The sequence below is a fragment of the Streptomyces sp. IBSNAI002 genome, from assembly GCF_052244475.1.
Taxonomy (GTDB): Bacteria; Actinomycetota; Actinomycetes; order Streptomycetales; family Streptomycetaceae; genus Streptomyces.
The window spans coordinates 6,723,012-6,744,642 of the sequence record NZ_JBQPXG010000002.1 but is presented as its reverse complement, the minus strand read 5'-3'; the positions used below and the strand labels follow the sequence as shown (position 1 = coordinate 6,744,642).

The following is a 21,631-nucleotide window of genomic DNA, read 5'->3' as shown; positions in this document are numbered from 1 at the left end:
ACACGCACTTTTCGTACAAAGCATTAAGAGAAGGATCCTCGTCATGAGCAACCTCCCCAAGATTGCCTGGATCGGCCTCGGAATCATGGGCTCCCCCATGGCCGAGAACCTCCTGAAGGCCGGCTACCCGGTCACCGGTTTCACCCTGGAGCAGGACAAGCTGGACCGTCTGGCCGCCGCCGGCGGTGCCGCGGCCGGCTCGATCGCCGAGGCCGTCAAGGACGCCGACGTCATCATCACGATGGTGCCCGCCTCCCCGCAGGTCGAGGCCATCTCCTACGGTGAGAACGGCATCCTCGAGAACGCGAAGTCCGGCGCGCTGATCATCGACATGTCGTCGATCACCCCGCAGACCTCGATCGACCTCGCGAAGAACGCCGCCGAGAAGGGCATCCGCGTCATCGACGCCCCGGTGTCCGGCGGCGAGGCCGGCGCCATCGAGGCCGTCCTGTCGATCATGGTGGGTGGCGAGCAGGCCGACTTCGACGAGGCGCTGCCGATCCTCGAAGCCCTCGGCAAGGTCATCGTCCTGTGCGGTCCGCACGGCTCCGGCCAGACGGTGAAGGCCGCCAACCAGCTCATCGTCGCGGTGAACATCCAGGCGTGCGCCGAGGCCGTCGTCTTCCTCGAGAAGTCCGGCGTGAACCTCCAGGCCGCCCTGGACGTCCTCAACGGCGGTCTGGCCGGCTCCACGGTCCTGACCCGCAAGAAGGACAACTTCCTGAACCGCGACTTCAAGCCCGGCTTCCGGATCGACCTGCACCACAAGGACATGGGCATCGTCACCGACGCCGCCCGCAACGTCGGTGCCGCCCTTCCGGTCGGCGCGGTCGTCGCCCAGCTGGTCGCCTCGCTGCGCGCCCAGGGCGACGGCGGCCTGGACCACTCGGCCCTGCTCCGCGCCGTCGAGCGTCTCTCCGGCGCCGAGATCTAAGCGGCCGAGCACCCTCCCCCTCACCGGGGGCCTGAGTTTCCGGATGGCGCCGGTGCTGACACCTGTCCTGTCGCGCCCAAGTGCCGGCGCCGTCCGGATCACCTCTCTTCAACTTCGTTCAACAAACTGTTGACGTTTAGTTCTCGCCGAAATTAGGCTGTTCCGCATGACGGAAGACGCTTTCCGTCAGCAGTTACCCGTACGGAAGGTCACCATGTCGAAGCGCACGCTGACGACCGAGTCCGGCGCCCCGGTCGCCGACAATCAGAACTCCGCCACCGCCGGCGTCGGTGGCCCGCTCCTGGTCCAGGACCAGCAGCTGCTCGAGAAGCTTGCCCGCTTCAACCGGGAGCGCATCCCGGAGCGCGTGGTGCACGCCCGCGGCTCGGCCGCGTACGGCTACTTCGAGGTGACCGACGACGTCACCGCGTACACCAGCGCCGCGTTCCTGAACACGGTCGGCAAGAAGACCGAGACCTTCCTGCGGTTCTCCACCGTCGCCGACTCGCTGGGCGGCGCGGACGCGGTCCGCGACCCGCGCGGCTTCGCGCTGAAGTTCTACACCGAAGAGGGCAACTACGACCTCGTCGGCAACAACACCCCGGTGTTCTTCATCAAGGACCCGATCAAGTTCCCCGACTTCATCCACTCCCAGAAGCGCGACCCCTTCACGGGCAAGCAGGAGCCGGACAACGTCTGGGACTTCTGGGCGCACGCCCCCGAGGCGACGCACCAGATCACCTGGCTGATGGGCGACCGCGGCATCCCCGCGTCGTACCGCCACATGAACGGCTACGGCTCCCACACGTACCAGTGGACCAACGCCCAGGGCGAGGCCTTCTTCGTCAAGTACCACTTCAAGACGAACCAGGGCATCCGCTGCCTGTCGGGCGAGCAGGCCGCCGAGATCGTCGGTTCGGACGCGAACTCGCACCAGACCGACCTGCTCCAGGCCATCGAGCGCGGTGTGAACCCCTCGTGGACCCTGCACGTGCAGATCATGCCCGCCGCCGAGGCCGCGGACTACCGCTTCAACCCGTTCGACCTCACCAAGGTGTGGCCGCACAGCGACTACCCGCTGCAGCGCGTGGGCCGTCTGGTCCTCGACCGCAACCCGGACAACGTCTTCGCCGAGGTCGAGCAGTCCGCCTTCTCCCCGAACAACTTCGTCCCGGGCATCACCGCCTCGCCGGACAAGATGCTCCAGGGCCGTCTCTTCGCGTACGCCGACGCCCAGCGCTACCGCCTCGGTGTGAACCACACCCTGCTGCCGGTCAACGCCCCCAAGGCGACGACGGCGCAGAACTACGGCCGGGACGGCGTCATGGCGCTGCGCAACGGCTCGCGCCACGACAAGAACTACGAGCCCAACTCGTACCAGGGTCCGGCCGAGACCGGTCTGGCGCTCGGCGCCCCGAAGGCCGTCTCCGGCTACACGGGCACCCACGAGGCCCCGGCCCACACCAAGGACGACGACTTCTTCCAGGCCGGTGAGCTCTACCGCCTGATGTCGGAGGCCGAGAAGCAGCGTCTGGTGGCGAACATCGCCGGCGGCCTGTCTCAGGTCACCCTCGAGGACGTCATCGAGAAGAACCTGGCTCACTTCCACGCCGCCGACGCCGACTACGGCAAGCGCGTCGAGGAAGCCGTCCGCGCCCTGCGCGACGCCTGAGCCACACAGTTGTACCGGGGGCCTGACGGGAGGTCAGGCCCCGGGTGCTGGCCCGGACCGCGGACCCGGATGAGGGGTGGTACGCGGCGAGGGCAGGACGAGGACCGTGGCGAGCGTGCGAGCCAGTGCGGTGGTAATGGGTTCCGAGGCCCGTCTCTTGACCTGAGGGAGACGACGCCGGAGTTCTCGTCGCCCGCACGCCACGGTCCCAGCCACTCCTCCCCTCCTTTCCCTCGCAGGGGCTGCGCACAGAGCACCCTGCACGGAAGGAACGGGGAGCCTCCTACTCCGCCCGGCGGTGCGAACGTCCTGTCGCGCCAGCCTCGCTCCGTCGGGCGGTAACCACCAGAGCGCCGAGTCACGGACGGTCCCGTGACTCGGCGCTTTGCCTTTCCCGCGGCGCCGCCGTTCCCGCGGCCCGCGGTTGCGCGCGCCGCGGCTCACCGCCTGCGCGGTACGGAGTCCAGCAGCAGGCGGGTGTACGCGTGCCGCGGATCCGCCAGGACCGAGCCGGTCGGGCCCGTCTCCACGACGCGGCCCGCCCGCATCACGACGAGTTCGTCCGTCACCGCCCGTACGACGCCCAGGTCGTGGGTGATGAAGAGGTACGCCACGTCCGTGGCCGCCCTGATCTCGGCCAGCAGGTTGAGGATCTGCGCCTGCACCGAGACGTCCAGGGCCGCCACCGCCTCGTCCAGCACCAAGACCGACGGCTCCACGGCCAGGGCCCGGGCGATGGCCACGCGCTGGCGCTGCCCGCCGGAGAGCTCGCGCGGCCGGGCCGCCGCCTCCCGCTCCCCCAGGCCCACCCGGTCCAGCAGTTCGCGGACCCGCGGGCGCGGATCCCGGCCGGGGAAGTGCAGCCGCAGGGTCTCCCGGAGCACCTCGCCCGCCGGGACCCTGGGGTCCAGCGAGAGCAGCGGGTCCTGGAAGACCAGCTGGACCTCCCGGGCCCGGCGCAGGCGCGCCGCCCGCCCCTTCGCCGCCGGCTCGCGCAGCCGGCCCCGTACGAGGACCTCGCCCGCGTCGGCGCGTTCCAGGCCCGTCACGATCCGGGCCGTGGTGGTCTTGCCGGAGCCGGACCCGCCGACGATGCCCAGCGCCCCGCCCGCCGGGACGCTGAAGGACACGTCGTCCACCGCGCTCAGTTGCGCGTAGGCACGGCGCAGTCCGCGGACTTCCAGTACGGCGGTCATGACGGCAGCTCCGCGTGGTGACAGGCCACGCCCGCGCGCGGAGCCGGGGTCTCCCGGTCGCACAGGTCGGTGGCGCGGGGGCATCGGGGGGCGAACGCGCAGCCGGTGACGGCGGTGCGCAGGTCCGGGGGGCGGCCCGGGAGGGCGGGCAGCGGGCCGGGCGGGGAGTCGAGGCGGGGGGTCGCTGCGAGCAGCGCCCGCGTATAGGGGTGCCGGGGGTTCTCGAAGAGGGCGGCGGCCGGGCCGGTTTCGACGATCCGGCCCGCGTACATGACGTACACCCGGTCGCTGATGGCGGCGGCGAGTTCCAGGTCGTGGGTGACGAAGAGCAGCCCGCAGCCTTCGCGTGCGCGCAGGCGGGCGAGCAGGGTCACGATCTCGGCCTGGGTGACGGTGTCGAGGGCGGTGGTGGGTTCGTCGGCGAGCAGGAGCCGGGGGCCCGGCAGCAGGGCGGCGGCGATCATGACGCGTTGCAGCATGCCTCCGGAGAGCTCGTGGGGGTACTGGCGCAGGACGCGGGCCGGCAGGCCCACCGCGTCGAGGAGTCCGGGCAGTGCGTCGGCGCGCGCGGTGCCGCGTACGGTCTCGGTGAGGAAGTCGCCGAGCCTGCGCAGGGGGTTCATCGCCGACCGGGGGTCCTGGAAGATCATCGAGACGGTGCCGGAGCGGAGCGCGCGCAGCCGGTCGGGGTGCAGGGCCAGGACGTCCTGGCCGGTCACCCGGATCTCGCCGGTCACGTCCGCACCGGCGGGCAGCAGGCCGAGCGCCGCCCGGGCGGTGAGGGACTTGCCGGAGCCCGACTCGCCGACGAGGGCGACGGTCTCGCCTGACCGGACCGTCAGGTTCACTCCGGCGAGGACGGGCCGGGCGTGGCCGGGCAGGGAGAGCCGGAGGTCCACCGCCTCCAGTACGGGATCGGCTGCGGGCCCGGCCACGGGAGCCTTCGCCTGGTCGTTCACCGGGGCGTTCACGTGGTTCTCCCTGCGACCCGGTCGGCGAGGCGCTCGCCGACGACGTTGAAGGCGACGACGGTGAGGATCACCGCGAGGCAGGGGGCGAGCGCGGAGAGCGGGGCCCCTTCGAGGATGGCGGCCTGGCCGTCGTTGATCATGGCTCCCCAGTCGGGGGTGAGGGGCGGGACGCCGAGGCCCAGGAAGGACAGGGCGGCCAGGTCGAGCAGGGCGTAGCCGAAGGTGACGGTGGCCTGCGCGAGGACCACGGGCGCGATGTTCGGGACCAGGTGGCGCACGCAGATCCACGGGCCGGAGAAGCCCTGCACCCGGTAGGCGGCCAGGTACGGCTTGCCCGTCTCGGCCAGGGCGAGGGTGCGGGCGAGCCGGCTGACGAAGGGGGTGTAGGCGAGGGAGAGCGCGATCACGGGGGCGATCAGCCCGCGGCCGTAGAGGGAGACGAGCAGCATCGCGAGGAGCAGGCCGGGGAAGGCGAGCAGGAGTTCGCTGCTGCGGGAGAGCAGGGTGTCGAGCGCGCCGCCGCGCCAGGCCGCGGCCACCCCGATCACCACGCCGAGCACGGTGGACAGGGCGACGACGCACAGCGGTCCGAGGAGTGCGGTGCGGGCTCCGGCGATCAGCCGCGAGAGGGTGTCGCGGCCTCCGATGTCCCCGCCGAGGAGCAGGTCGGGCGAAGGGTTCGCCAACGAGGTCCCGAAGTCGACGGCGTTGGGGTCGTGCGGGGTCAGCCAGGGTGCGAGGAGGGCGACCAGGACGACGAGGGCGGCGAAGGCGAGGCTCGCACGGTGCAGCCAGGAGCCCTGGGTGCGCGGTCTCTTGCGGGCCTCGGCGGCCGGCCGGAGCAGGAGGGCGGTCATGTGGTGCTCCTCGCGCCGAGGCGGACCCGGGGGTCGATGAGGGGGTGGACCAGGTCGACGGCGAGGTTGACCAGGACGAAGAGGGCGATGGTCAGCAGGGAAATGGCCTGGACGACGGGGAAGTCCTTCACGGTCACCGACTTCGCGAGGAACTCGCCAAGCCCGCCGAGGCCGAAGGCGGACTCCACGAGGATGGTGCAGACCATCAGCCCGGACAGCGTGAGCCCGGCCTGGGTGAGGACGGGGCCGAGCGCGCCGCGCAGCACGTGGCGGCGTACGAGGGTGCGTTCGGCGACGCCCCGGCTGCGGGCGACGGTCACGTGGTCGAGGGCGAACTGCTCCAGCAGCGCCGCTCTGGTCACCCGGGCGAGGACGCCGACGAAGGGCAGCGCGAGCGCGACGGAGGGCAGGGCGAGGTGGTGGAGGGTGTCGAGGAAGCCGTCGCCGCTGCCGAGTACGGGGAACCAGCCGAGCCCTACCGAGAAGAGCGACAGCAGCAGGATCGCGGCGATGAAGGACGGGGTGGCGACAGCGGCCGAGGTGGCGACGAGGACGGCCTGGTCGGTGCGGCCGCCGCGGACGGCGCCCAGCAGGCCGAGCAGCAGTCCGCCGGCGAGCACCAGGACGGCTGATATTCCGATCAGGGCGAGGGTGACGGGGACGCGCGCGGCCACCAGGTCCAGGACGTCGCTGCGGTACTGGACGGAGGTGCCGAGGTCGCCGGTGACGGCTCCGGCCAGCCACTTGCCGTACTGGACGAGGAAGGGGTCGTCGAGGTGGTACTGCTCGCGGATCGCGGCCAGCGCCTGGGGGTTGGCCCCGCGCCCGCCGAGCAGGAAGGTCTCGGGGCGGCCGGGGGCGAGGCGGATGGAGGCGTACACGAGGAAGGAGGCGGCGAGCAGGGTGGCGAGGAGTTCGCCGAACCGTCTGAGCAGGAAGCGGATCACGCCGGAGGCTCCGCCGGTGCCGGTCACGGTGCCCCCACTTCGGCCGCCCAGGGGGCGTACATGTACGAGATCGTCGTCGGGGCCCCGGTGATCCGCCGGCCCAGGTAGACGCTGCCGGGGTATTCGGCGACCGGCAGGCACAGGGCCTCGTCCGCGGCCAGCCGGGCGAGCCCGGCGGTGAGCACGCCGCGCTTGGCCGGGTCGTACTCGGCGCTCGCCTCGTCGGCGAGTGCGTCGTAGGCGGGCGAGCTGTAGCCCGCGTAGTTCTCGAACTGGCCGGTGCGGAAGTTGGCGTACATGCTCAGCGGGTCGGTGACCGAGAGGTAGTAGGTGTAGGGGAAGAGGTCGAAGCCCTTGCGGGCCTCGGGGTCGGAGAAGAGGGCGGTGAAGCCGTCGGGGGCCACCGTGCGGACCTCGACGTCGAGGCCGATGCGGCGGCCGGCGTCCTGCACGGCCGTGGCGAGGAGGGCGACGTCGGGGCCGAGCGGGCTGGAGGCGACGGTGACCTTGCGGCCGCGGGCGCCCGCTTCGTCGATCAGGCGTCTGGCCTGGTCCAGGTCCCGCTGTACGGGGGGCAGCGCGGCGAGCCGGTCGGACACCTGCTCCGGCGGGACGCCGCGCCAGGTCTCCTTGACGACGAGTGAGCTGGTGGGGGTGGCGGCGCCGCGCATGGCTCCCTTGGCGAAGCCCTCGCGGTCGAGGGCGAGCATCAGGGCGCGGCGTACGCGGACGTCGGCGAGGGTGCCGCCGAGGTCGGCGACGGCGAGGTTGACGGTGGTGAGGCTCTCGCCGGAGTAGAGGCGGCCGGTGTCGGCGGCGCGCAGGCGGGACATGGACTCCGGCGGGACCGCGAAGGATCCGTCGACCTCTCCGGTGAGCAGGGCGTTGGTGCGGGCCGCGGAGTCGGGGAGGAAGGCGAAGGTGACGTGGCCTGCCTTGGCGCGCTTGCCCCAGTAGCCGTCGAAGCGGTCCAGGCGCAGGGAGGCGCCCTGTTCCCACTCCCCCAGCCGGAAGGGGCCGGTGCAGTCGAGGCCGCCGTCGGCGGTGCCGAAGGCCTTGCCCTGCTCCTCCATGGTGACGGCCCGGGCCACGGTGCCCGCCGAGTTGGCCATCGCCTGGGGGAAGAGCGCGTCGGGGGTGGTGAGGCGGACGGTGATCTGGAGCGGGCCGGTCTTCTCCACGGCCGCGACGTTGCGGAAGTCCTCGACCCAGTACGAACCGAGCTCGGGGTCGAGGTGGCGGTTCAGGCTGGCGACGGCGTCGTCGGCGGTCAGCGTGGCGCCGCTGTGGAAGCGCACGCCCGGGCGCAGGTCGTAGACCCAGGTGGTGGGGTCGGTCTGGGTGGCCTTCTCGGCGAGCCCTGGTTCGAGGGTGAGCTGCGGGGTCCACCGCATCAGGGATTCGCAGACGTTGGAGAGGACGGTGTTCTGCGGGTAGTCGAAGGCGTAGAGGTAGTCGAGGACGGGCGGTTCGGCGTAAAGGGCCCAGGTGAACCCGTCGATGTCACCGCGGGCGGGGGGTGTCGCGGCGGAGAGGTGGAGGGCGGCGGGGCCGGCGCCGCCGGCCGGCGCCGCGCAGCCCGCGCCCGTGAGCATCAGGGCGAGGGCCGCGGCGGCCGGGCCGGCCAGGCGGCGGCTGCGGGAGGGAATCGGCATGCACGCTCCCTACGGGGTGAGGGGTTCGGTGAGCTGCCCGTACAGCTCGGGGCGACGGGTCTGCATGAGGCCGAACTCCAGCCAGTCGCGGCGCTGGTCGAGGTCGAGGTCGGCGACGAGGACGGCGGGCCGGTCGCGGGGGCCCCGGAGCATGACCCGCCCGTAGGGGTCGGAGATGAAGGAGGAGCCGTAGAAGGTGGAGCCGCCCTCGGTGCCGACGCGGTTGGGCACGATCATGAAGAGCGCGTTGGCGAGGCCGTTGGCGGAGATGGCGTGCTCCCACATGGGGCGGGTGTCGAAGTCCGGCAGGTCCACCTCGGAGCCGATGGCGGTGGGGTGGACGAGGATCTCGGCGCCGTGCAGGCCGTAGGCGCGGGCGAGTTCGGGGAACCACTCGTCCCAGCAGGTGGGGAAGCCGAAGTGGGCGCCCTGGTGGGCGACGACCGGGAATCCGCTGTCGCCGGGCCGGAAGCACAGGTCCTCGCGGTAGCCCGGGAAGGCGGGGATGTGGTTCTTGCGGGTGCGGGCGATCAGCTTGCCGTCGGGGTCCACGCAGACGGCCGTGTTGTAGCCGAGGCCGCCGTCGTCGGCGCGCTCGTAGAGCGAGGCGTGCACGGTGATGCCGAGGCCGGTGGCGAGCTCGGCGGCCAGCCAGACGGTGGGGCCGTCCTCCAGGTCCTCGAGGTGGCGGGCGGCTCCCTGCGCCATGGGGTCGTCGGTGGTGCAGAAGTACGGGCTGCGGGTCAGCTCGGGCAGGCAGACCATCGTGGCGCCCTCCCCGGCGGCGATCGCGACGCCCTCGCGCAGCCGGTCGTCGTGCTCGGTCTCGTCGGCGTACCAGCGCATCTGGACCAGCCCGACGCGCAGCGGGGGCCGTTCGGCGGGCTCGGTGCGGGCCGGGGAGCCGAGCGGGGAGCCGTAGGAGGTGAGGAGTTCGTACGAGGTCATGTGCGGGCCGCCTTCGGAAGCTGCTGGGTGATGCAGTGGATCCCGCCTCCGCCGTACGCGAGGACCGGGGTGGGTACGCCGACGACCTTGCGGCCGGGGAGGGCGGCGGCGAGGACGGCGAGGGCCTCGGCGTCGCTCGTGGAATCGGGGTCGCCGCCGACGGGGACGACGCAACCGCCGTTGGGGAGGTAGAAGTTGAGGTAGCCGACCTCGACGGGGGTGCCCGCGACCTCGCCGTGGGTGGTCTGCGGGAGCGCGACGATCTCCAGGGCGCGGCCCTTGGCGTCGGTGGAGGCCTCCAGGACGGCGAGGTTGGCGCGCATCCGGGCGTGGTCGGGGTGGGCCGGGTCCTCGGGGAGGGAGACGACGACCTTGGCGGGGCCGACGTAGGCGGCGACGCCGTCCACGTGGCCGTCGGTCTCGGTGTCCTCCAGGCCGCCGTAGGGCAGCCAGATGATCTTCTCGACGCCGAGGCGGCGCTTCAGTTCGTCCTCGATCCCGGCGCGGTCCATGCGCGGGTTGCGGTTGGGGTGCAGCAGGCACTGCTCGGTGGTGATGAGGGTGCCTTCGCCGTCGACGGTGATCGCGCCGCCTTCGAGGATCATCGAGGAGTGGACCCGGGGGGTGCCGAGCCGGTCCAGGATGAGCGCGGCGAGCTTGTCGTCGGCGGTCCAGGGGTAGTGCTTCTCGCCCCAGGCGTTGAAGCGGAAGTCGACGCCGACGCGGTCGCCGTTCTCGTCGTGGGCGAAGATCGGGCCCGAGTCGCGCAGCCAGGAGTCGTCGGCGGGCAGCTCGATGACCTCGATGCCGGTGCCGGCTCCGCAGGCCTCGGCGGCCTCCGCAGCGAGACCGGGCGCGGCGATCATGATGACGGGCTCGAAGCCGGCGATGGCGCGGGCGACGGCCGCGTACTCGCGTTTGGCCGCTTCGAAGGCCGGCCCCCACAGTTCGGCGCGGGTCGGCCAGACCATCAGACAGGCGTCGTGTTCGGCCCACTCGGCGGGCATGATCGGACTCACGTGGTGCTCCCTTGGTGCGGGCAATCCTGACTGAAATTTCAGTCAGGATCGCAGAGACTGAAAATCAAGTCAGGATCTCGGGTGGGAGCTATCGTGGGACCTGACTGAAAGCTCAGTCAAGGGGTAACCGACCGAAAGGTGCGAGCGAGAGTGGCCGACCGGCAGTCGTTGATCTTGGAAGCAGCCGTACGCGTGATCGCCCGCAGTGGCGTCAGGGGGCTGCGCGTCGAGGAGCTCGCCACCGAGGCGGGGGTGTCCACCGCGCTGATCTACTACCACTTCAAGGACCGGGCCGGCCTGGTCCAGCGCACCCTGGCCTTCATCAGCGACCGCGCGACCGGCTACACCGACGAGGCCCTGAAGGACACCGAGGACGCCCGCGCGGCCCTGCTCCAGCTGCTGCTGAGCGAGCTCCAGGACATCCCCCGGGTCCGCGAGAACAGCACCGCCTGGGGCGAGTTGCGCGCCAGCGCCATCTTCGACGCCGACCTGCGCGAACCCCTGGCCGAGTCCACCCGCTCCTGGTCGCAGGACACCGCGGACGCCATCTCGGACGCCCAGGCCGCCGGCCTCGCCGATCTGCGCACGGAGCCGCTGGACGCCGCCGAGCGGCTCACCGCCCTGGTCGAGGGCCTCAGCGAGCGCTGGCTGAGCGGCTCCCTCACCCTGGAGCGCGCCCGCGAGCTGCTGACCGGCGCGGTGGACGCGGAGCTCGGGCCGCGCCCGTAGGGCGTTTCGGGCGTGGGGGCGTTTCGGGCGTGGGGGCGTTTCGATCCCACAGCATTTCGTGTGTTTCGGGTGTTTCGGCAACCACCCCGGACACGGCGCGGCCCCCGCCCCTCCTGACGGAGGGGCGGGGGCCGCGGCCTGCTGCTGACGTACCGGTCAGACCTTGAGGGACTTGATCGCGGTCGGGGCGTGGCCCGGCTCGGTCGCGAGCTCCTCGAACTCGGTGACGTCGCTCATGTCGACCGTCTTGCTCATCGAGATGTTGGTGACGCGCTCCAGGATGGCCTCGACGACGACCGGGACCTGGAACTCCTGCGCCAGCTTCTTGGCCTGCTCGAAGGCGGCGCCCAGCTCGTTCGGGTCGGTGACGCGGATGGCCTTGACACCCAGGCCCTCGGCGACCTTGACGTGGTCGACGCCGTAGACGCCCAGCTCCGGGGTGTTGATGTTCTCGAACTCGAGGTTGACCTCGAAGTTGATGCCCAGGCCGCCCTGCGCCTGACGGATCAGACCCAGGTAGGCGTTGTTCACGAGGACGTGGACGTAGGGGACCTTGTGCTGCGCGGCGACCGCGAGCTCCTCGATCATGAACTGGAAGTCGTAGTCGCCGGAGAGGGCGACGATCGGGGTGTCGGGGTCCGCGGTGGCGGCACCGATCGCGGCCGGGATGGTCCAGCCGAGCGGGCCGGCCTGGCCGCAGTTGATCCAGTGGCGCGGCTTGAAGACGTGCAGCATCTGCGCGCCGGCGATCTGGGAGAGGCCGATGGTGGTGACGTAACGCGTCTCCGGGCCGAAGGCCTTGTTCATCTCCTCGTAGACGCGCTGCGGCTTCATCGGGATGTTGTCGAAGTGCGTGCGGCGCTGGAGGGTGGCCTTGCGCTCCTGGCCCGAGGCGGCCCAGGCGGAGAAGTCCGGGAGCTTGCCCTCGGCCTTGAGCTCCTTGGCGACCTCGATGAAGAGCTCCAGGGCGGCCTTGGCGTCGGAGGCGATGCCGAAGTCCGGCGCGAAGATCTTGCCGATCTGGGTGGGCTCGATGTCGACGTGGACGAACTTGCGGTCGCCGAGGTACGCGTCGAGGTTGTAGCCGGTGTGACGGTTGGCCCAGCGGTTGCCGATGCCGAGGACGAAGTCCGACTCCAGGAAGGTCGCGTTGCCGTAGCGGTGCGAGGTCTGGACGCCGACCATGCCCGCGCTCAGCTCGTGGTCGTCGGGGATGACGCCCCAGCCCATCAGGGTGGAGATGACCGGGACGCCGGTCATCTCGGCGAACTCGACCAGCAGGTCGGAGGCGTCGGCGTTGATGATGCCGCCACCGGCGACGATCAGCGGACGCTCGGACTCCAGCAGGAACTGGATCGCCTTGACGGCCTGGGCGCGGGACGCCTGCGGCTTGTAGACCGGCAGCGGCTGGTAGGTCTCGGGGTCGAACTCGATCTCGGTCAGCTGGACGTCGATCGGGAGGTCGATCAGGACCGGGCCCGGACGGCCGGAGCGCATCAGGTGGAAGGCCTCCTGGAACACGCCGGGAACCTGGGCGGCCTCCAGGACGGTCGTGGCCTTCTTGGTGACGGGCTTGGCGATCGAGGCGATGTCAACGGCCTGGAAGTCCTCCTTGTGGAGCTTCGAGACCGGGGCCTGGCCGGTGATGCACAGGATCGGGATCGAGTCCGCGATCGCCGAGTACAGGCCGGTGATCATGTCGGTGCCGGCGGGGCCGGACGTACCGATGCAGACACCGATGTTGCCCGCCTTGGCACGGGTGTAGCCCTCGGCCATGTGGGAGGCGCCCTCGACGTGGCGGGCCAGCGTGTGGTTGATGCCGCCCACGTTCTTGAGCTCGCGGTAGAACGGGTTGATCGCAGCGCCGGGCACGCCGAAGGCTTGCGAAACGCCCTCGAGCTTGAGGATCTCCACTGCAGCGGCGGCGGCTGTCATACGGGGCATCGAGTTCTCCTGCGGGTCCGACGGTCAGGCTTTTCCGTAATCCGGAAGTTTTGTTCTGCTATACGGAACAAGCTAAGCGGCGGCTTGCCCGACGTCAAGGCGGTAGCGGACCCCGGATGGCACCAAAAGCCGCGTGTCGCTCGGCGACTTGCACAAATGGCTGGTGTTGTCGCCCCGACCGTCGCGCGTGGTGGAGCATGGACCTACGCACAGCGACGGAGGGGGTCCAGGTCTCATGGCGGAAGCGGTACCGGTGCGCTGCCCGGCGTGCCTGCGCGAGAACGGCTACACCGTCCCGGTCTACCCCTGTGCCTGCGGGAGCCCGGTCCATCCCCCGCTCGACCTCTCCGCGCCGCCCGACCCGCTGACCCACCGGACCTGGTCGGAGAGCTGGGTGGCGGTGCGCTGCGAGTCCTGCGGGCGGGAGAGCGAGTGGCCGCAGCCCGAGGTGGGGTGCGCGTCCTGCGGCACGGTGGTGCGGATCGCGGTGCACCCCCTGCACCCCCTGCACCCGGAGCCCGCGGCGGACCCGGCCGGGGCGGGACCGGGCCGCTCCGGCGGCGGCTCCCGCGGTGAGCGGGGCGCCGGACGGACCCCGCGGCCCGGCCCGCGGGCGGGAGGCGGACCCGGCGGGGCGCCTGAGGGGACACCTGACGGGGCGCCCGGTGCGGGGTCCGCTGCCGGATCGGCTCCGGGTTCCGCTTCTGGATCCGGTCCGGCGTCCGGTGCGCGCCCCGGCTCGGATCAGCGGTCCGGCGGGGGTCGCCGTGACGCGCCGCGCAACCCGTCCGCGGAGGATCCGTCGGCGACGGGGGCCACACCGGTGCCGCGCCCCGCCTTCCGGCCGGTCACCATCCGTACGACGCGGGACGCGGTGGCCACCGCCGCCCTCTACCTGCGCTGGCTCGGCTTCCAGGACGTACGCCAGCCCGACGGGCGCCCGATTCCCTCCGCGGCCGTGGACCTGCGGGCCCCGGGGCTGGTGGCGCAGGTGGACCCGACCACCGCGCCGGCCGGGCTGCGGGCGGTGGAGTGCGTCTGGCTGAACGGACTCACAGCCTCCGCGACCAGCGTCTACTTCTCCCTCGCCGGGTACACCGAGGACGCCCGCACCCGCGCGGACGACCTGGGCATACCCCTGTTCGTCATGGACCTCACGGGCATGCCCCAGCCGGTCAACGACCCGGCGGACGAACTGGTCGGCACGGGCGCCTAGGGCCTGTCGGGGCGGGCGCGGCCGGGCGCAGCGCGGAGCTGCGGGTATCACCTACGCTCGGAGGCGTTATCCGCTTCCTGCCAGGAGAGCCCGATGAGCCTGTACGACATCCCGCTGACCACTCTGTCCGACGAGCCCACCAGCCTCGGGGCCCACAAGGGCAAGGCGATCCTGCTGGTGAACACCGCCTCGCAGTGCGGGCTCACCCCGCAGTACTCGGGCCTCGCCCGGCTGCAGTTCGCGTACGAGGCGAAGGGCTTCACCGTCATCGGCGTGCCCTGCAACCAGTTCGGCGAGCAGGAGCCCGGCACCGCCGAGGACATCCAGACCTTCTGCGCGGCCGGTTTCGGCGTCACCTTCCCGATGCTGGAGAAGTCCGAGGTCAACGGCGAGCACCGGCACCCCCTCTACCAGGAGCTGGTGAAGACCCCGGACGCCGAGGGCGAGGCGGGGGACATCCAGTGGAACTTCGAGAAGTTCCTGATCTCGCCTTCCGGCGAGGTCGTGGCGCGCTTCCGCCCGCGCACCGAGCCCGAGTCCCCCGAGGTCATCGCCGCGATCGAGGCGCACCTCCCCGCCTGAGGCCCGCGCTGCCTGAGGCCCGCACCGCCCGGGCCCCGCACCGCCCGACGCCCGCGACGTCCGACGCCCGCGGCGCCGGGGGATCCTGTCGTCGACGGTCCCCGGCGCCCGGGTGCGCGTCAGCCGAGGTCGGCCTCGTCGTACTCCCCCGGTGCGCCGGCCGCGGTGAGCTCCCGCAGCTCCACCCGGCGGATCTTGCCGGACACGGTCTTGGGGAGCTCGCCGAACTCGATGCGCCGGATCCGCTTGTACGGGGACAGCACCGCGCGGGAGTGCTCGAACAGGGCCCGGGCCGTCTCCGGCCCGGGCTCCCAGCCCGCGGCGAGGGTGACGTACGCCTTCGGCACGGCGAGCCGCAGTGCGTCCGGGGCGGGGACGACGGCCGCCTCGGCGACGGCCTCGTGCTCCAGCAGGGCGCTCTCCAGCTCGAACGGGCTGATCTTGTAGTCCGAGGCCTTGAAGACGTCGTCGGAGCGCCCGACGTACGTGAGGTAGCCGTCGGCGTCGCGCGAGGCGATGTCCCCGGTGCGGTAGAGCCCGTCCGCCATGGCCTCGGCGGTGCGCTCCGGGTCGTCGCGGTACCCGGTGGTGACGCCGGCGGGCTTGACGCGCAGGTCCACGCAGAGCTCGCCCTCGTCGGGGGACTCCTTGCCCGTGACCGGGTCCAGCAGGACGATCTCGTAGCCGGGCGCGGGACGGCCCATGGAGCCTGGCTTGACGGGCACGCCGGGGAAGTTGCCGACCTGCAGGGTGGTCTCGGTCTGCCCGAACCCGTCCCGGATGGTGACGCCCCAGGCCTGCCGGACCTTCTCGATGACCTCCGGGTTGAGCGGCTCCCCCGCGGCGACGGCCTCGCGCGGCGGGTTGGCGAGCCTGGTGAGGTCGGACTGGATGAGCATCCGCCACACGGTGGGCGGTGCGCAGAAGGTGGTCACGCCGTGCCGGTCCATCTGGTCCATCAGCCGCTCGGCGTCGAAGCGGGTGTAGTTGTGGACGAAGACGGTGGCCCCGGCGTTCCAGGGTGCGAAGAGGTTGGACCAGGCGTGCTTGGCCCAGCCGGGCGAGGCGATGTTGAGGTGGACGTCGCCGGGGCGCAGCCCGAGCCAGTACATGGTGGAGAGGTGCCCGATGGGGTACGAGGCGTGCGTGTGCTCCACGAGCTTGGGGCGGTCCGTGGTGCCGGAGGTGAAGTAGAGCATCAGCGGGTCGGTGGCGAGGGTTTCGCCGTCGGGCGTGAAGGCGCCCGGGGCGGCGTACGCGGCCTCGTCCATGCCGGCCAGCCGGCGCCAGCCGGCGGGGACCTCCGGTCCGGCGGCGATCCGGGTGTAGGTGCCCGGGACCTCGTCGAACTTGCCGGTGTCCGAGGCCCGCGCGATGACGTGCCGTACCTGACCGCGCTCGATGCGGTCGCGCAGGTCGGCCGCGCCGAGCAGCGGGGTGGCAGGGATGACGACGGCACGCAGTTTCATCGCGCCGAGCATGACCTCCCAGAGCTCGCTCTGGTTGCCGAGCATGACGAGGACCCGGTCGCCGGCCGCGACGCCCTGCTCGCGCAGCCAGGCGGCGGCCGCGTCGGACCGTACGGACAGCTCCTGGAAGGAGAGGGAGCGGCTGCTGCCGTCCTCCTCGACGATGTGCAGGGCGTCGGCGGCGTTCCCGGCGGCGATGTGGTCGAACCAGTCCAGCGCCCAGTTGAACCGGTGCGGGCGGGGCCAGCTGAATCCGGCGCGAGCGCCTTCGTAGTCGCCGCGGCGCTCCAGCAGGAAGTCCCGCGCGGCCAGGAACTGGGCGGCGGCGCTGCTCTCGGTGTTCGGGCTGCTCTCGGTCGTCATGCCTGGCATCGTGCCGCGTGGGGTGCGCGGACCACCAGCGGCGCGTCAGCCGTGGATTGACGCGAAGCGTACGGAAACCCGGCCGGTACTGCTGGTTCCGCCCATGGCGGCGAGCATCAGCTCGCCCTCGGCGACGATCTCCTCCATCCGCCCCGCCCGCGTCTCCTCGAAGAGCTCCACGGTGAGCGTGTTCCCGTCCTGCTTCCAGAGACCGGCGAGGAAGCCGTCGACGAGCAGGGTGCAGTGCGCCTGGTTGCCCGTCCAGGTGCGGCCCTTGATCTCGGGGGCGACCACGCGGGTGCGGTCGGCGTGGGAGAGGAGCAGGTTGTCGAACTCGGGGAGGAAGCGCGGCGGAGCCGGGGTGTCGGGGTCCGGGCGGGGCGCGTCGGGCAGGTCGAAGAGTTCGACGCCGTTCCCGTCCCGGAAGACGGCCAGGCCGGGGCGCAGCCGCTCGAAGGCCTCGCCCAGCCGGGTCAGGCCGGCCCACACCTGCATGTCCTTCACGGAGGCGGGGCCGAAGGCGGCGAGGTAGCGCAGGACGACCTGGTCCACCGGCTGGGCCTCGCCGGCGGGCCGTCCGAGCCAGTTCTCGACGGTGGTCAGCCGGACCTGGCCGCTGCGCCCCCACACACCCCGGGGAGTGACCTGGACCAGTGGGAGCCGGCAGCGGGCGGCGACGGAGAGGGACTGCGGGTCTGCTTCGGGCCATTCCTCGAGCAGCTCTTCGCGGAGCTCCGCCATGGTCCGCGGTTCGGTGTCGACGAAGGCGCGGGCGAGCTCCGCGAGCCGGTCCAGGTCCACCCCGGTGAGCCCCTTGCGGAAGTAGTTCACCTCGCGGTCGCGGGCGGGCTGGACCAGGGGCCGCAGGGTCAGGGCGTCGTCGGCGGTGTGCGTGTGGATGGTCGACCGCATGGTGACCATCCGCACCGCCTCCCGGGACTCCATCAGCCCGGCCAGCTCGGCGGGACGGAAGCCGGCGAGGCGGGCGTGGAGCTGGAAGTAGGGCGGCTTCACGTTCTGCGCCTGAAGCCCGAGGAGGTGCCCGACGGCGTCCCGCGCGGACATCTCGGCGCGGCTCAGCAGGAGCTGGCGGGCGAGCGTGGCGCGGTTGAGGGCGCGTTCGTCGAGCACGGGATGCGATGTCCTGGAAGCCATGACAGCAAACTAGCCCCCCTTGCGGACACCTACTGTCCGCAACTTCACCCTGTCCGCAGGGGGCTCCGGACGGCCTGCGGCGGGGGCGCCGGGCAGAGGGTGCGGGCCCGGGCCAGGGCCCGAAATGAATGCGATCGCACCCTGTCCCGGATCGCCCGTATATCCTGCACCTTGCCCGTAAACAGACGTTCGACCGGGAGCTGACCTGCGATGTCGGAGCGCCCAGACCGCCGCCCCTCGCCTCCGCCCGCCGGAAAGCGCGTGGGATGGCGTCGCCCCGCTTCCCCGCCCACCGCTCCCCCGGCGGGCCCCCGGGCCACCCCCCAGCCGGCGCCGTCCGCCGCCACGCCCCCGAACCACCGCAGCGTGATCGACTCGGCCGTCTACCGCGACGGCCGCCGCATCGCCTCCCCCACCACCCTGGCGGACACCTTCCGGCAGCTGCGCGAAGAGCCGGACGGGATGGCCTGGATCGGCCTGCACCGCCCGACCGAACTCGAACTCCACTCCCTGGCGGCCGAGTTCAACCTCCACGAACTGGCCGTGGAAGACGCCCTGGAAGCCCACCAGCGCCCCAAACTGGAACGCTACGGCGACACCCTCTTCGTGGTCCTGCGCGCGGCCCGCTACCTCGACGCCCAGGAGGAGGTGGACTTCGGCGAGCTCCACATCTTCGTCGGCCCGGACTTCCTGATCACGGTCCGCCACGGCGGCGCCCCGGACCTCTCCACGGTCCGCCACCGCATGGAGCAGACCCCGGAACTCCTCTCCCTCGGCCCCGAGGCCGCCCTGTACGCGATCCTCGACGCCGTGGTCGACGGCTACGCCCCGGTCGTCGAGGGCGTCCAGACGGACATCGACGAGATCGAGACGGAGGTCTTCCGCGGCGACCCGGCGGTCTCCCGCCGCATCTACGAACTCTCCCGCGAAATGGTCGAGTTCCAACGCGCGACCCGCCCCCTGGTCGGCATGCTCCACGGCCTGATGGCGGGCTTCGCGAAGTACGGCACGGACGAGGAACTCCAGCGCTACCTCCGCGACGTGGCCGACCACGTCACGCACACGAGCGAACGAGTCGACGGCTTCCGCCAGGCCCTGACGGAAATCCTGACGGTCAACGCCACCCTGGTCTCCCAACAACAGAACGCCGAAATGCGCGCCCTGGCCGAGGCAGGCTTCGAACAGAACGAGGAAATCAAGAAGATCTCCTCGTGGGCCGCCATCCTGTTTGCACCCACACTGGTCGGCACGATCTACGGCATGAACTTCGAAGACATGCCGGAGCTCAAGTGGGCGGGCGGCTACCCCTTCGCGATCCTCCTGATGGCAGTGGTCTGCGTCAGCCTGTACGTCATCTTCAAGAAGCGCGACTGGCTATAGCCCGCACCTCACGATCACCGATCAACTTAGCTCTTGCGAATGCCGAGAAATGGCCCGTCGAGCCCCCTAGGGAGAATCTGGGGAGAATGCGCAGCCCGATCCCGCAGGGCACTCCCCCGCACCCTGGGGCTACCCCCTCCCGCACCGTCGATCACTTCCAGCAGCACGTGCCTGCGGAGGGTAACGAAAAGGGCAACACAGGTGAAGTGCAGCTTGGTCGGCGAGGGCGAACTTGTCGCATCGCGTGGCCAGGCCGCGCCGCCGCTTGAGGTTGCTGATACATCGCCCGACGGTGTTCCGCTGCTTGTAGGGTTCACGATCGAAGCCGGGTAGGCGGCTGCCTTGCCAGCCTCGCCGTAGGCTGTGGCCGATCTGGTAGGACGACTGTGGAATGACCGCCCAGATGCTCCCAGATCTCGCGGGAGGAGTTGGCGCGTCGGCCGGAATGGCTGCGGGCCTGGAACAGGGCCAGGCCTGTTCGGGGCACGCAGACCATGAAGGTCTCGAAGGCCCATGCGTCACCAGCCCGGCCTGCGGTGAGGGTGAAGGCCAGCAGCCGGGCCCGGCCGTCGGTCGCCAGGTGGACCTTGGTGCTCAGCCCTCCGTGTGAGCGTCCGAGCGCGTGATCGGCCGACTCGCGGCGGCCTGTTGCCCCTCTTCGCATGCCTCGGCTCGACCGACGCGGTCCAGTCGATGTCGTCGTCGGCGTCCGCCGCTGCAAGGACGGCGGCGCGGATCCGTTCCCATAGACACGCGGCGGCTGCCCACGACAGTGAGCCCTTTCAGCGTTGCCTCTCCAGGGTGAGGACGGCTTTGGCGATGACGGTCATGCGGTTGGGGCTGATGCGGGATCTGCGGAAGATCTGCCAGGACTTCAGCCGCGCCATGCCGCGTTCGACGGGCGCTCGGGCCTGGGCGAGGGCGCGGTTGACGGTGCGCTGTGGGGGGGTGAGTTCACCGCCGGGTGGTCGTTTGAGTCCGGTGGTGACCCAGGGGCCGGCGCCCTGGTAAGCGCGGTCGGCCAGGACGGGGGGTGCCCTGGCGTTCGCAGATCCGGATGATCCGGTGGCCGCGGGCTGCGGTCAGGTCGTGGGTGCGGCCCGGCAGGGCGGGCGAGATCCACAGCACCTCGCCGACGGGATCGGTGACGACCTGGACGTTCACGCCGTGCCGGCGGTGCTTGGCGGAGTAGTCGCCGCGGCCGTCGCCGGCCCGGTCGCATTCGGCGAGGGTCCCGCCCAGCAGGACGAAGTCCGGGGCGCTCTCGCGCAGGACCTTCAGCAGGCCCGGAGCACGGTCGGCGAGCAGACCGACGACGCCCGTGACGTAGGCGTGCGCGGTACGGACGGATATCCCGAAGCCGACCGCGATGCGCGCGAGGGTGTCGTGACGGCGCAAGTACACCAGGGCGACCAGCGCACGCTGGTGCGGCGGGAGTTTGCACCGTCGGTCATCCTCGCGGGTGACGATGAGCATCGTGACCCACTCGACCAGGGCGTGAGGCAGGTCGAGTGCGGCAGGATAGGGAACCAACGCGGCTCCTGTGCCCGTGGGTTGAGACTTCGAACACCTCCCCCAACGGCACGGGAGCCTCGTGCGTTGCGGTCCCTCGCCCCCAGCAGCACCGTCACCCGTTCAGTGGCCACGCTGAAAGGGCTCAACGCATCGCGCTCCTTCATCCATAGGTAAGCGCTGCCCTCAGGGTTGGCCTTGGAGTCGTGGGTCCGCTCTACCTCCTGCTCGGTCGCCAGTGACACAGGGAGGGCACGATGCGGGTCCGATGGGTAGAAGATCCCGGCAGCTGAGGGTGGGGAAATGCGCGAAAAGTCTGCGGCAAGTACACCTACTGCTACACACTCGATCACGAAGTAACCAAAGGGGGAGGGCTCGTGGAGCAGGACGGGACTGAGTTGGCCGAGGCACTCAAGGCCGTGCGGGCAGGCCTTGCTGCTGCCCAGCAGGAAGGGGACGGGGCTGCGATCCGCTTCAAGGTCAAGGAGGTGACATTGGACCTGGGTATCGAGCTTCGGGCTAGCGGGGCAGCGTCGGGTGGGGTGAAGGCCTTCGTCGTCTCCACGGATGCGAAGGGAGAATGGTCGAGATCCCGGACACACCGGTTGACGGTGAATCTTGAGGTCAATGGCGCGGACCACGTGCTGATCAATGGGGACGCGTCCAATTTCGGGGATACGGTCGGTGAGAGCCTCTTCGAGTAACTGAGGCGGGCGGTGGAGGCTGCGAGCTGGCCACGAACAGTTGAAGTGCTCGGTGCCAGCGGGTGTGGGTCAGGCACCTTGATCGCTCCAGGCTTGGTCCTCACGGCGTTGCACGTCGTCGTGGAAGCAGACGGGAGACCACCGAAGCTCGGAGGGCGGATCCGTGTGCGGGTGCTGCGTGACCAGCAACAGCATTCCGTTGAGGTGCTGTGGATCGGCGACCGGGATCTGGATGCGGTCCTCTTGCGGGGCGACCCGCGCCGTTTGGGGCGGGACCTGGCGCCTGTGAGATGGGGTGAGCTGACTTGCGCGGGCCCACAGGCCGACTCGGAGTGTTCGGCTGTTGGGTTCCCACGGGCCGCGAGGCTTAGCAAGGTT

At 71.1% G+C, this 21,631-nt stretch carries 17 protein-coding genes and 2 pseudogenes; 8 read left to right on the top strand and 11 right to left on the bottom strand.

Annotated elements, in window-relative coordinates; all coding sequences use genetic code 11:
• Window positions 1-43 precede the first annotated feature (43 nt).
• Both ACTVZO_RS31830 and ACTVZO_RS31825 read left to right on the top strand, forming a co-directional pair.
• Window positions 44-934, top strand: coding sequence for a 2-hydroxy-3-oxopropionate reductase (locus ACTVZO_RS31830; RefSeq protein ID WP_443301605.1), 891 nt, complete (start codon window positions 44-46; stop codon window positions 932-934).
• Between the two features lie 214 nt (window positions 935-1,148).
• Entirely contained in the window at window positions 1,149-2,606 is a 1,458-nt protein-coding gene (locus tag ACTVZO_RS31825; RefSeq protein ID WP_443303329.1) for a catalase, read from the top strand.
• Between the two features lie 440 nt (window positions 2,607-3,046).
• Here ACTVZO_RS31825 and ACTVZO_RS31820 read toward each other — a convergent pair whose 3' ends face one another.
• From ACTVZO_RS31820 to ACTVZO_RS31790, 7 genes are read right to left on the bottom strand one after another with little or no spacing between them, the layout of a single operon-like run.
• Window positions 3,047-3,802, bottom strand: a complete 756-nt coding sequence (locus ACTVZO_RS31820) for an ABC transporter ATP-binding protein (RefSeq protein WP_443301604.1) — start codon at window positions 3,800-3,802, stop codon at window positions 3,047-3,049.
• Window positions 3,799-4,773: an ABC transporter ATP-binding protein gene (locus ACTVZO_RS31815; RefSeq protein WP_443301603.1), complete on the bottom strand. Its 975-nt coding sequence runs from the start codon at window positions 4,771-4,773 to the stop codon at window positions 3,799-3,801. Before ACTVZO_RS31815 ends, ACTVZO_RS31820 begins: the two co-directional genes overlap by 4 nt.
• A complete protein-coding gene (locus tag ACTVZO_RS31810; protein ID WP_443301602.1) occupies window positions 4,770-5,630 on the bottom strand; it encodes an ABC transporter permease in 861 nt (286 codons plus the stop codon). Before ACTVZO_RS31810 ends, ACTVZO_RS31815 begins: the two co-directional genes overlap by 4 nt.
• The gene (locus ACTVZO_RS31805; RefSeq protein ID WP_443301601.1) at window positions 5,627-6,604 is read right to left on the bottom strand and encodes an ABC transporter permease; all 978 of its coding nucleotides are present in this window, start codon (window positions 6,602-6,604) and stop codon (window positions 5,627-5,629) included. Before ACTVZO_RS31805 ends, ACTVZO_RS31810 begins: the two co-directional genes overlap by 4 nt.
• Window positions 6,601-8,232 (bottom strand): ABC transporter substrate-binding protein, encoded by a 1,632-nt coding sequence (locus tag ACTVZO_RS31800; protein WP_443301600.1) that lies wholly within the window; start codon window positions 8,230-8,232, stop codon window positions 6,601-6,603. Before ACTVZO_RS31800 ends, ACTVZO_RS31805 begins: the two co-directional genes overlap by 4 nt.
• Before the next feature lie 9 nt (window positions 8,233-8,241).
• Window positions 8,242-9,180 (bottom strand): nitrilase-related carbon-nitrogen hydrolase, encoded by a 939-nt coding sequence (locus ACTVZO_RS31795; protein WP_443301599.1) that lies wholly within the window; start codon window positions 9,178-9,180, stop codon window positions 8,242-8,244.
• Window positions 9,177-10,199, bottom strand: a complete 1,023-nt coding sequence (locus ACTVZO_RS31790) for an agmatine deiminase family protein (RefSeq protein ID WP_443301598.1) — start codon at window positions 10,197-10,199, stop codon at window positions 9,177-9,179. The genes ACTVZO_RS31795 and ACTVZO_RS31790 overlap by 4 nt, the downstream gene beginning before the upstream one ends.
• Window positions 10,200-10,349: 150 nt before the next feature.
• Here ACTVZO_RS31790 and ACTVZO_RS31785 point away from each other — a divergent pair, with 150 nt between their 5' ends.
• Entirely contained in the window at window positions 10,350-10,928 is a 579-nt protein-coding gene (locus ACTVZO_RS31785; RefSeq protein WP_443301597.1) for a TetR/AcrR family transcriptional regulator, read from the top strand.
• Between the two features lie 156 nt (window positions 10,929-11,084).
• Here ACTVZO_RS31785 and gcl read toward each other — a convergent pair whose 3' ends face one another.
• The gene (gcl, locus tag ACTVZO_RS31780) at window positions 11,085-12,872 is read right to left on the bottom strand and encodes a glyoxylate carboligase (protein ID WP_443301596.1); all 1,788 of its coding nucleotides are present in this window, start codon (window positions 12,870-12,872) and stop codon (window positions 11,085-11,087) included.
• A gap of 394 nt (window positions 12,873-13,266) precedes the next feature.
• Between gcl and ACTVZO_RS31775 the strand changes: the two genes are divergently transcribed.
• The gene (locus ACTVZO_RS31775) at window positions 13,267-14,088 is read left to right on the top strand and encodes a hypothetical protein (protein WP_443303328.1); all 822 of its coding nucleotides are present in this window, start codon (window positions 13,267-13,269) and stop codon (window positions 14,086-14,088) included.
• A 93-nt stretch (window positions 14,089-14,181) separates the two neighbouring features.
• On the top strand, window positions 14,182-14,670 hold the full coding sequence (locus ACTVZO_RS31770; protein ID WP_443301595.1) for a glutathione peroxidase: 489 nt from the start codon (window positions 14,182-14,184) through the stop codon (window positions 14,668-14,670).
• 119 nt (window positions 14,671-14,789) lie between these two features.
• Here the strand turns inward: ACTVZO_RS31770 and ACTVZO_RS31765 are convergent, their stop codons facing one another.
• Window positions 14,790-16,502: an AMP-binding protein gene (locus ACTVZO_RS31765; RefSeq protein WP_443301594.1), complete on the bottom strand. Its 1,713-nt coding sequence runs from the start codon at window positions 16,500-16,502 to the stop codon at window positions 14,790-14,792.
• Between the two features lie 45 nt (window positions 16,503-16,547).
• Window positions 16,548-17,657, bottom strand: coding sequence for a winged helix DNA-binding domain-containing protein (locus tag ACTVZO_RS31760; protein WP_443301593.1), 1,110 nt, complete (start codon window positions 17,655-17,657; stop codon window positions 16,548-16,550).
• Window positions 17,658-17,867: 210 nt separating this feature from the next.
• On the opposite strand from ACTVZO_RS31760, the gene ACTVZO_RS31755 reads away from it, so the two are divergent.
• Complete coding sequence (locus tag ACTVZO_RS31755) at window positions 17,868-19,037, top strand: magnesium and cobalt transport protein CorA (RefSeq protein ID WP_443301592.1); 1,170 nt, start codon at window positions 17,868-17,870, stop codon at window positions 19,035-19,037.
• A gap of 782 nt (window positions 19,038-19,819) precedes the next feature.
• On the opposite strand, the pseudogene ACTVZO_RS31750 reads toward ACTVZO_RS31755, so the two are convergent.
• A pseudogene (locus tag ACTVZO_RS31750) lies at window positions 19,820-20,570 on the bottom strand (transposase).
• Between the two features lie 356 nt (window positions 20,571-20,926).
• Between ACTVZO_RS31750 and ACTVZO_RS31745 the strand changes: the two are divergent.
• Window positions 20,927-21,253 carry a trypco2 family protein gene (locus ACTVZO_RS31745; protein ID WP_443301591.1) on the top strand — a complete coding sequence of 109 codons (327 nt, stop codon included), beginning with the start codon at window positions 20,927-20,929 and terminating at the stop codon, window positions 21,251-21,253.
• A gap of 12 nt (window positions 21,254-21,265) precedes the next feature.
• Window positions 21,266-21,622: pseudogene (locus ACTVZO_RS31740) on the top strand (trypsin-like serine protease); the annotation flags it as partial.
• Window positions 21,623-21,631: the final 9 nt, after the last annotated feature.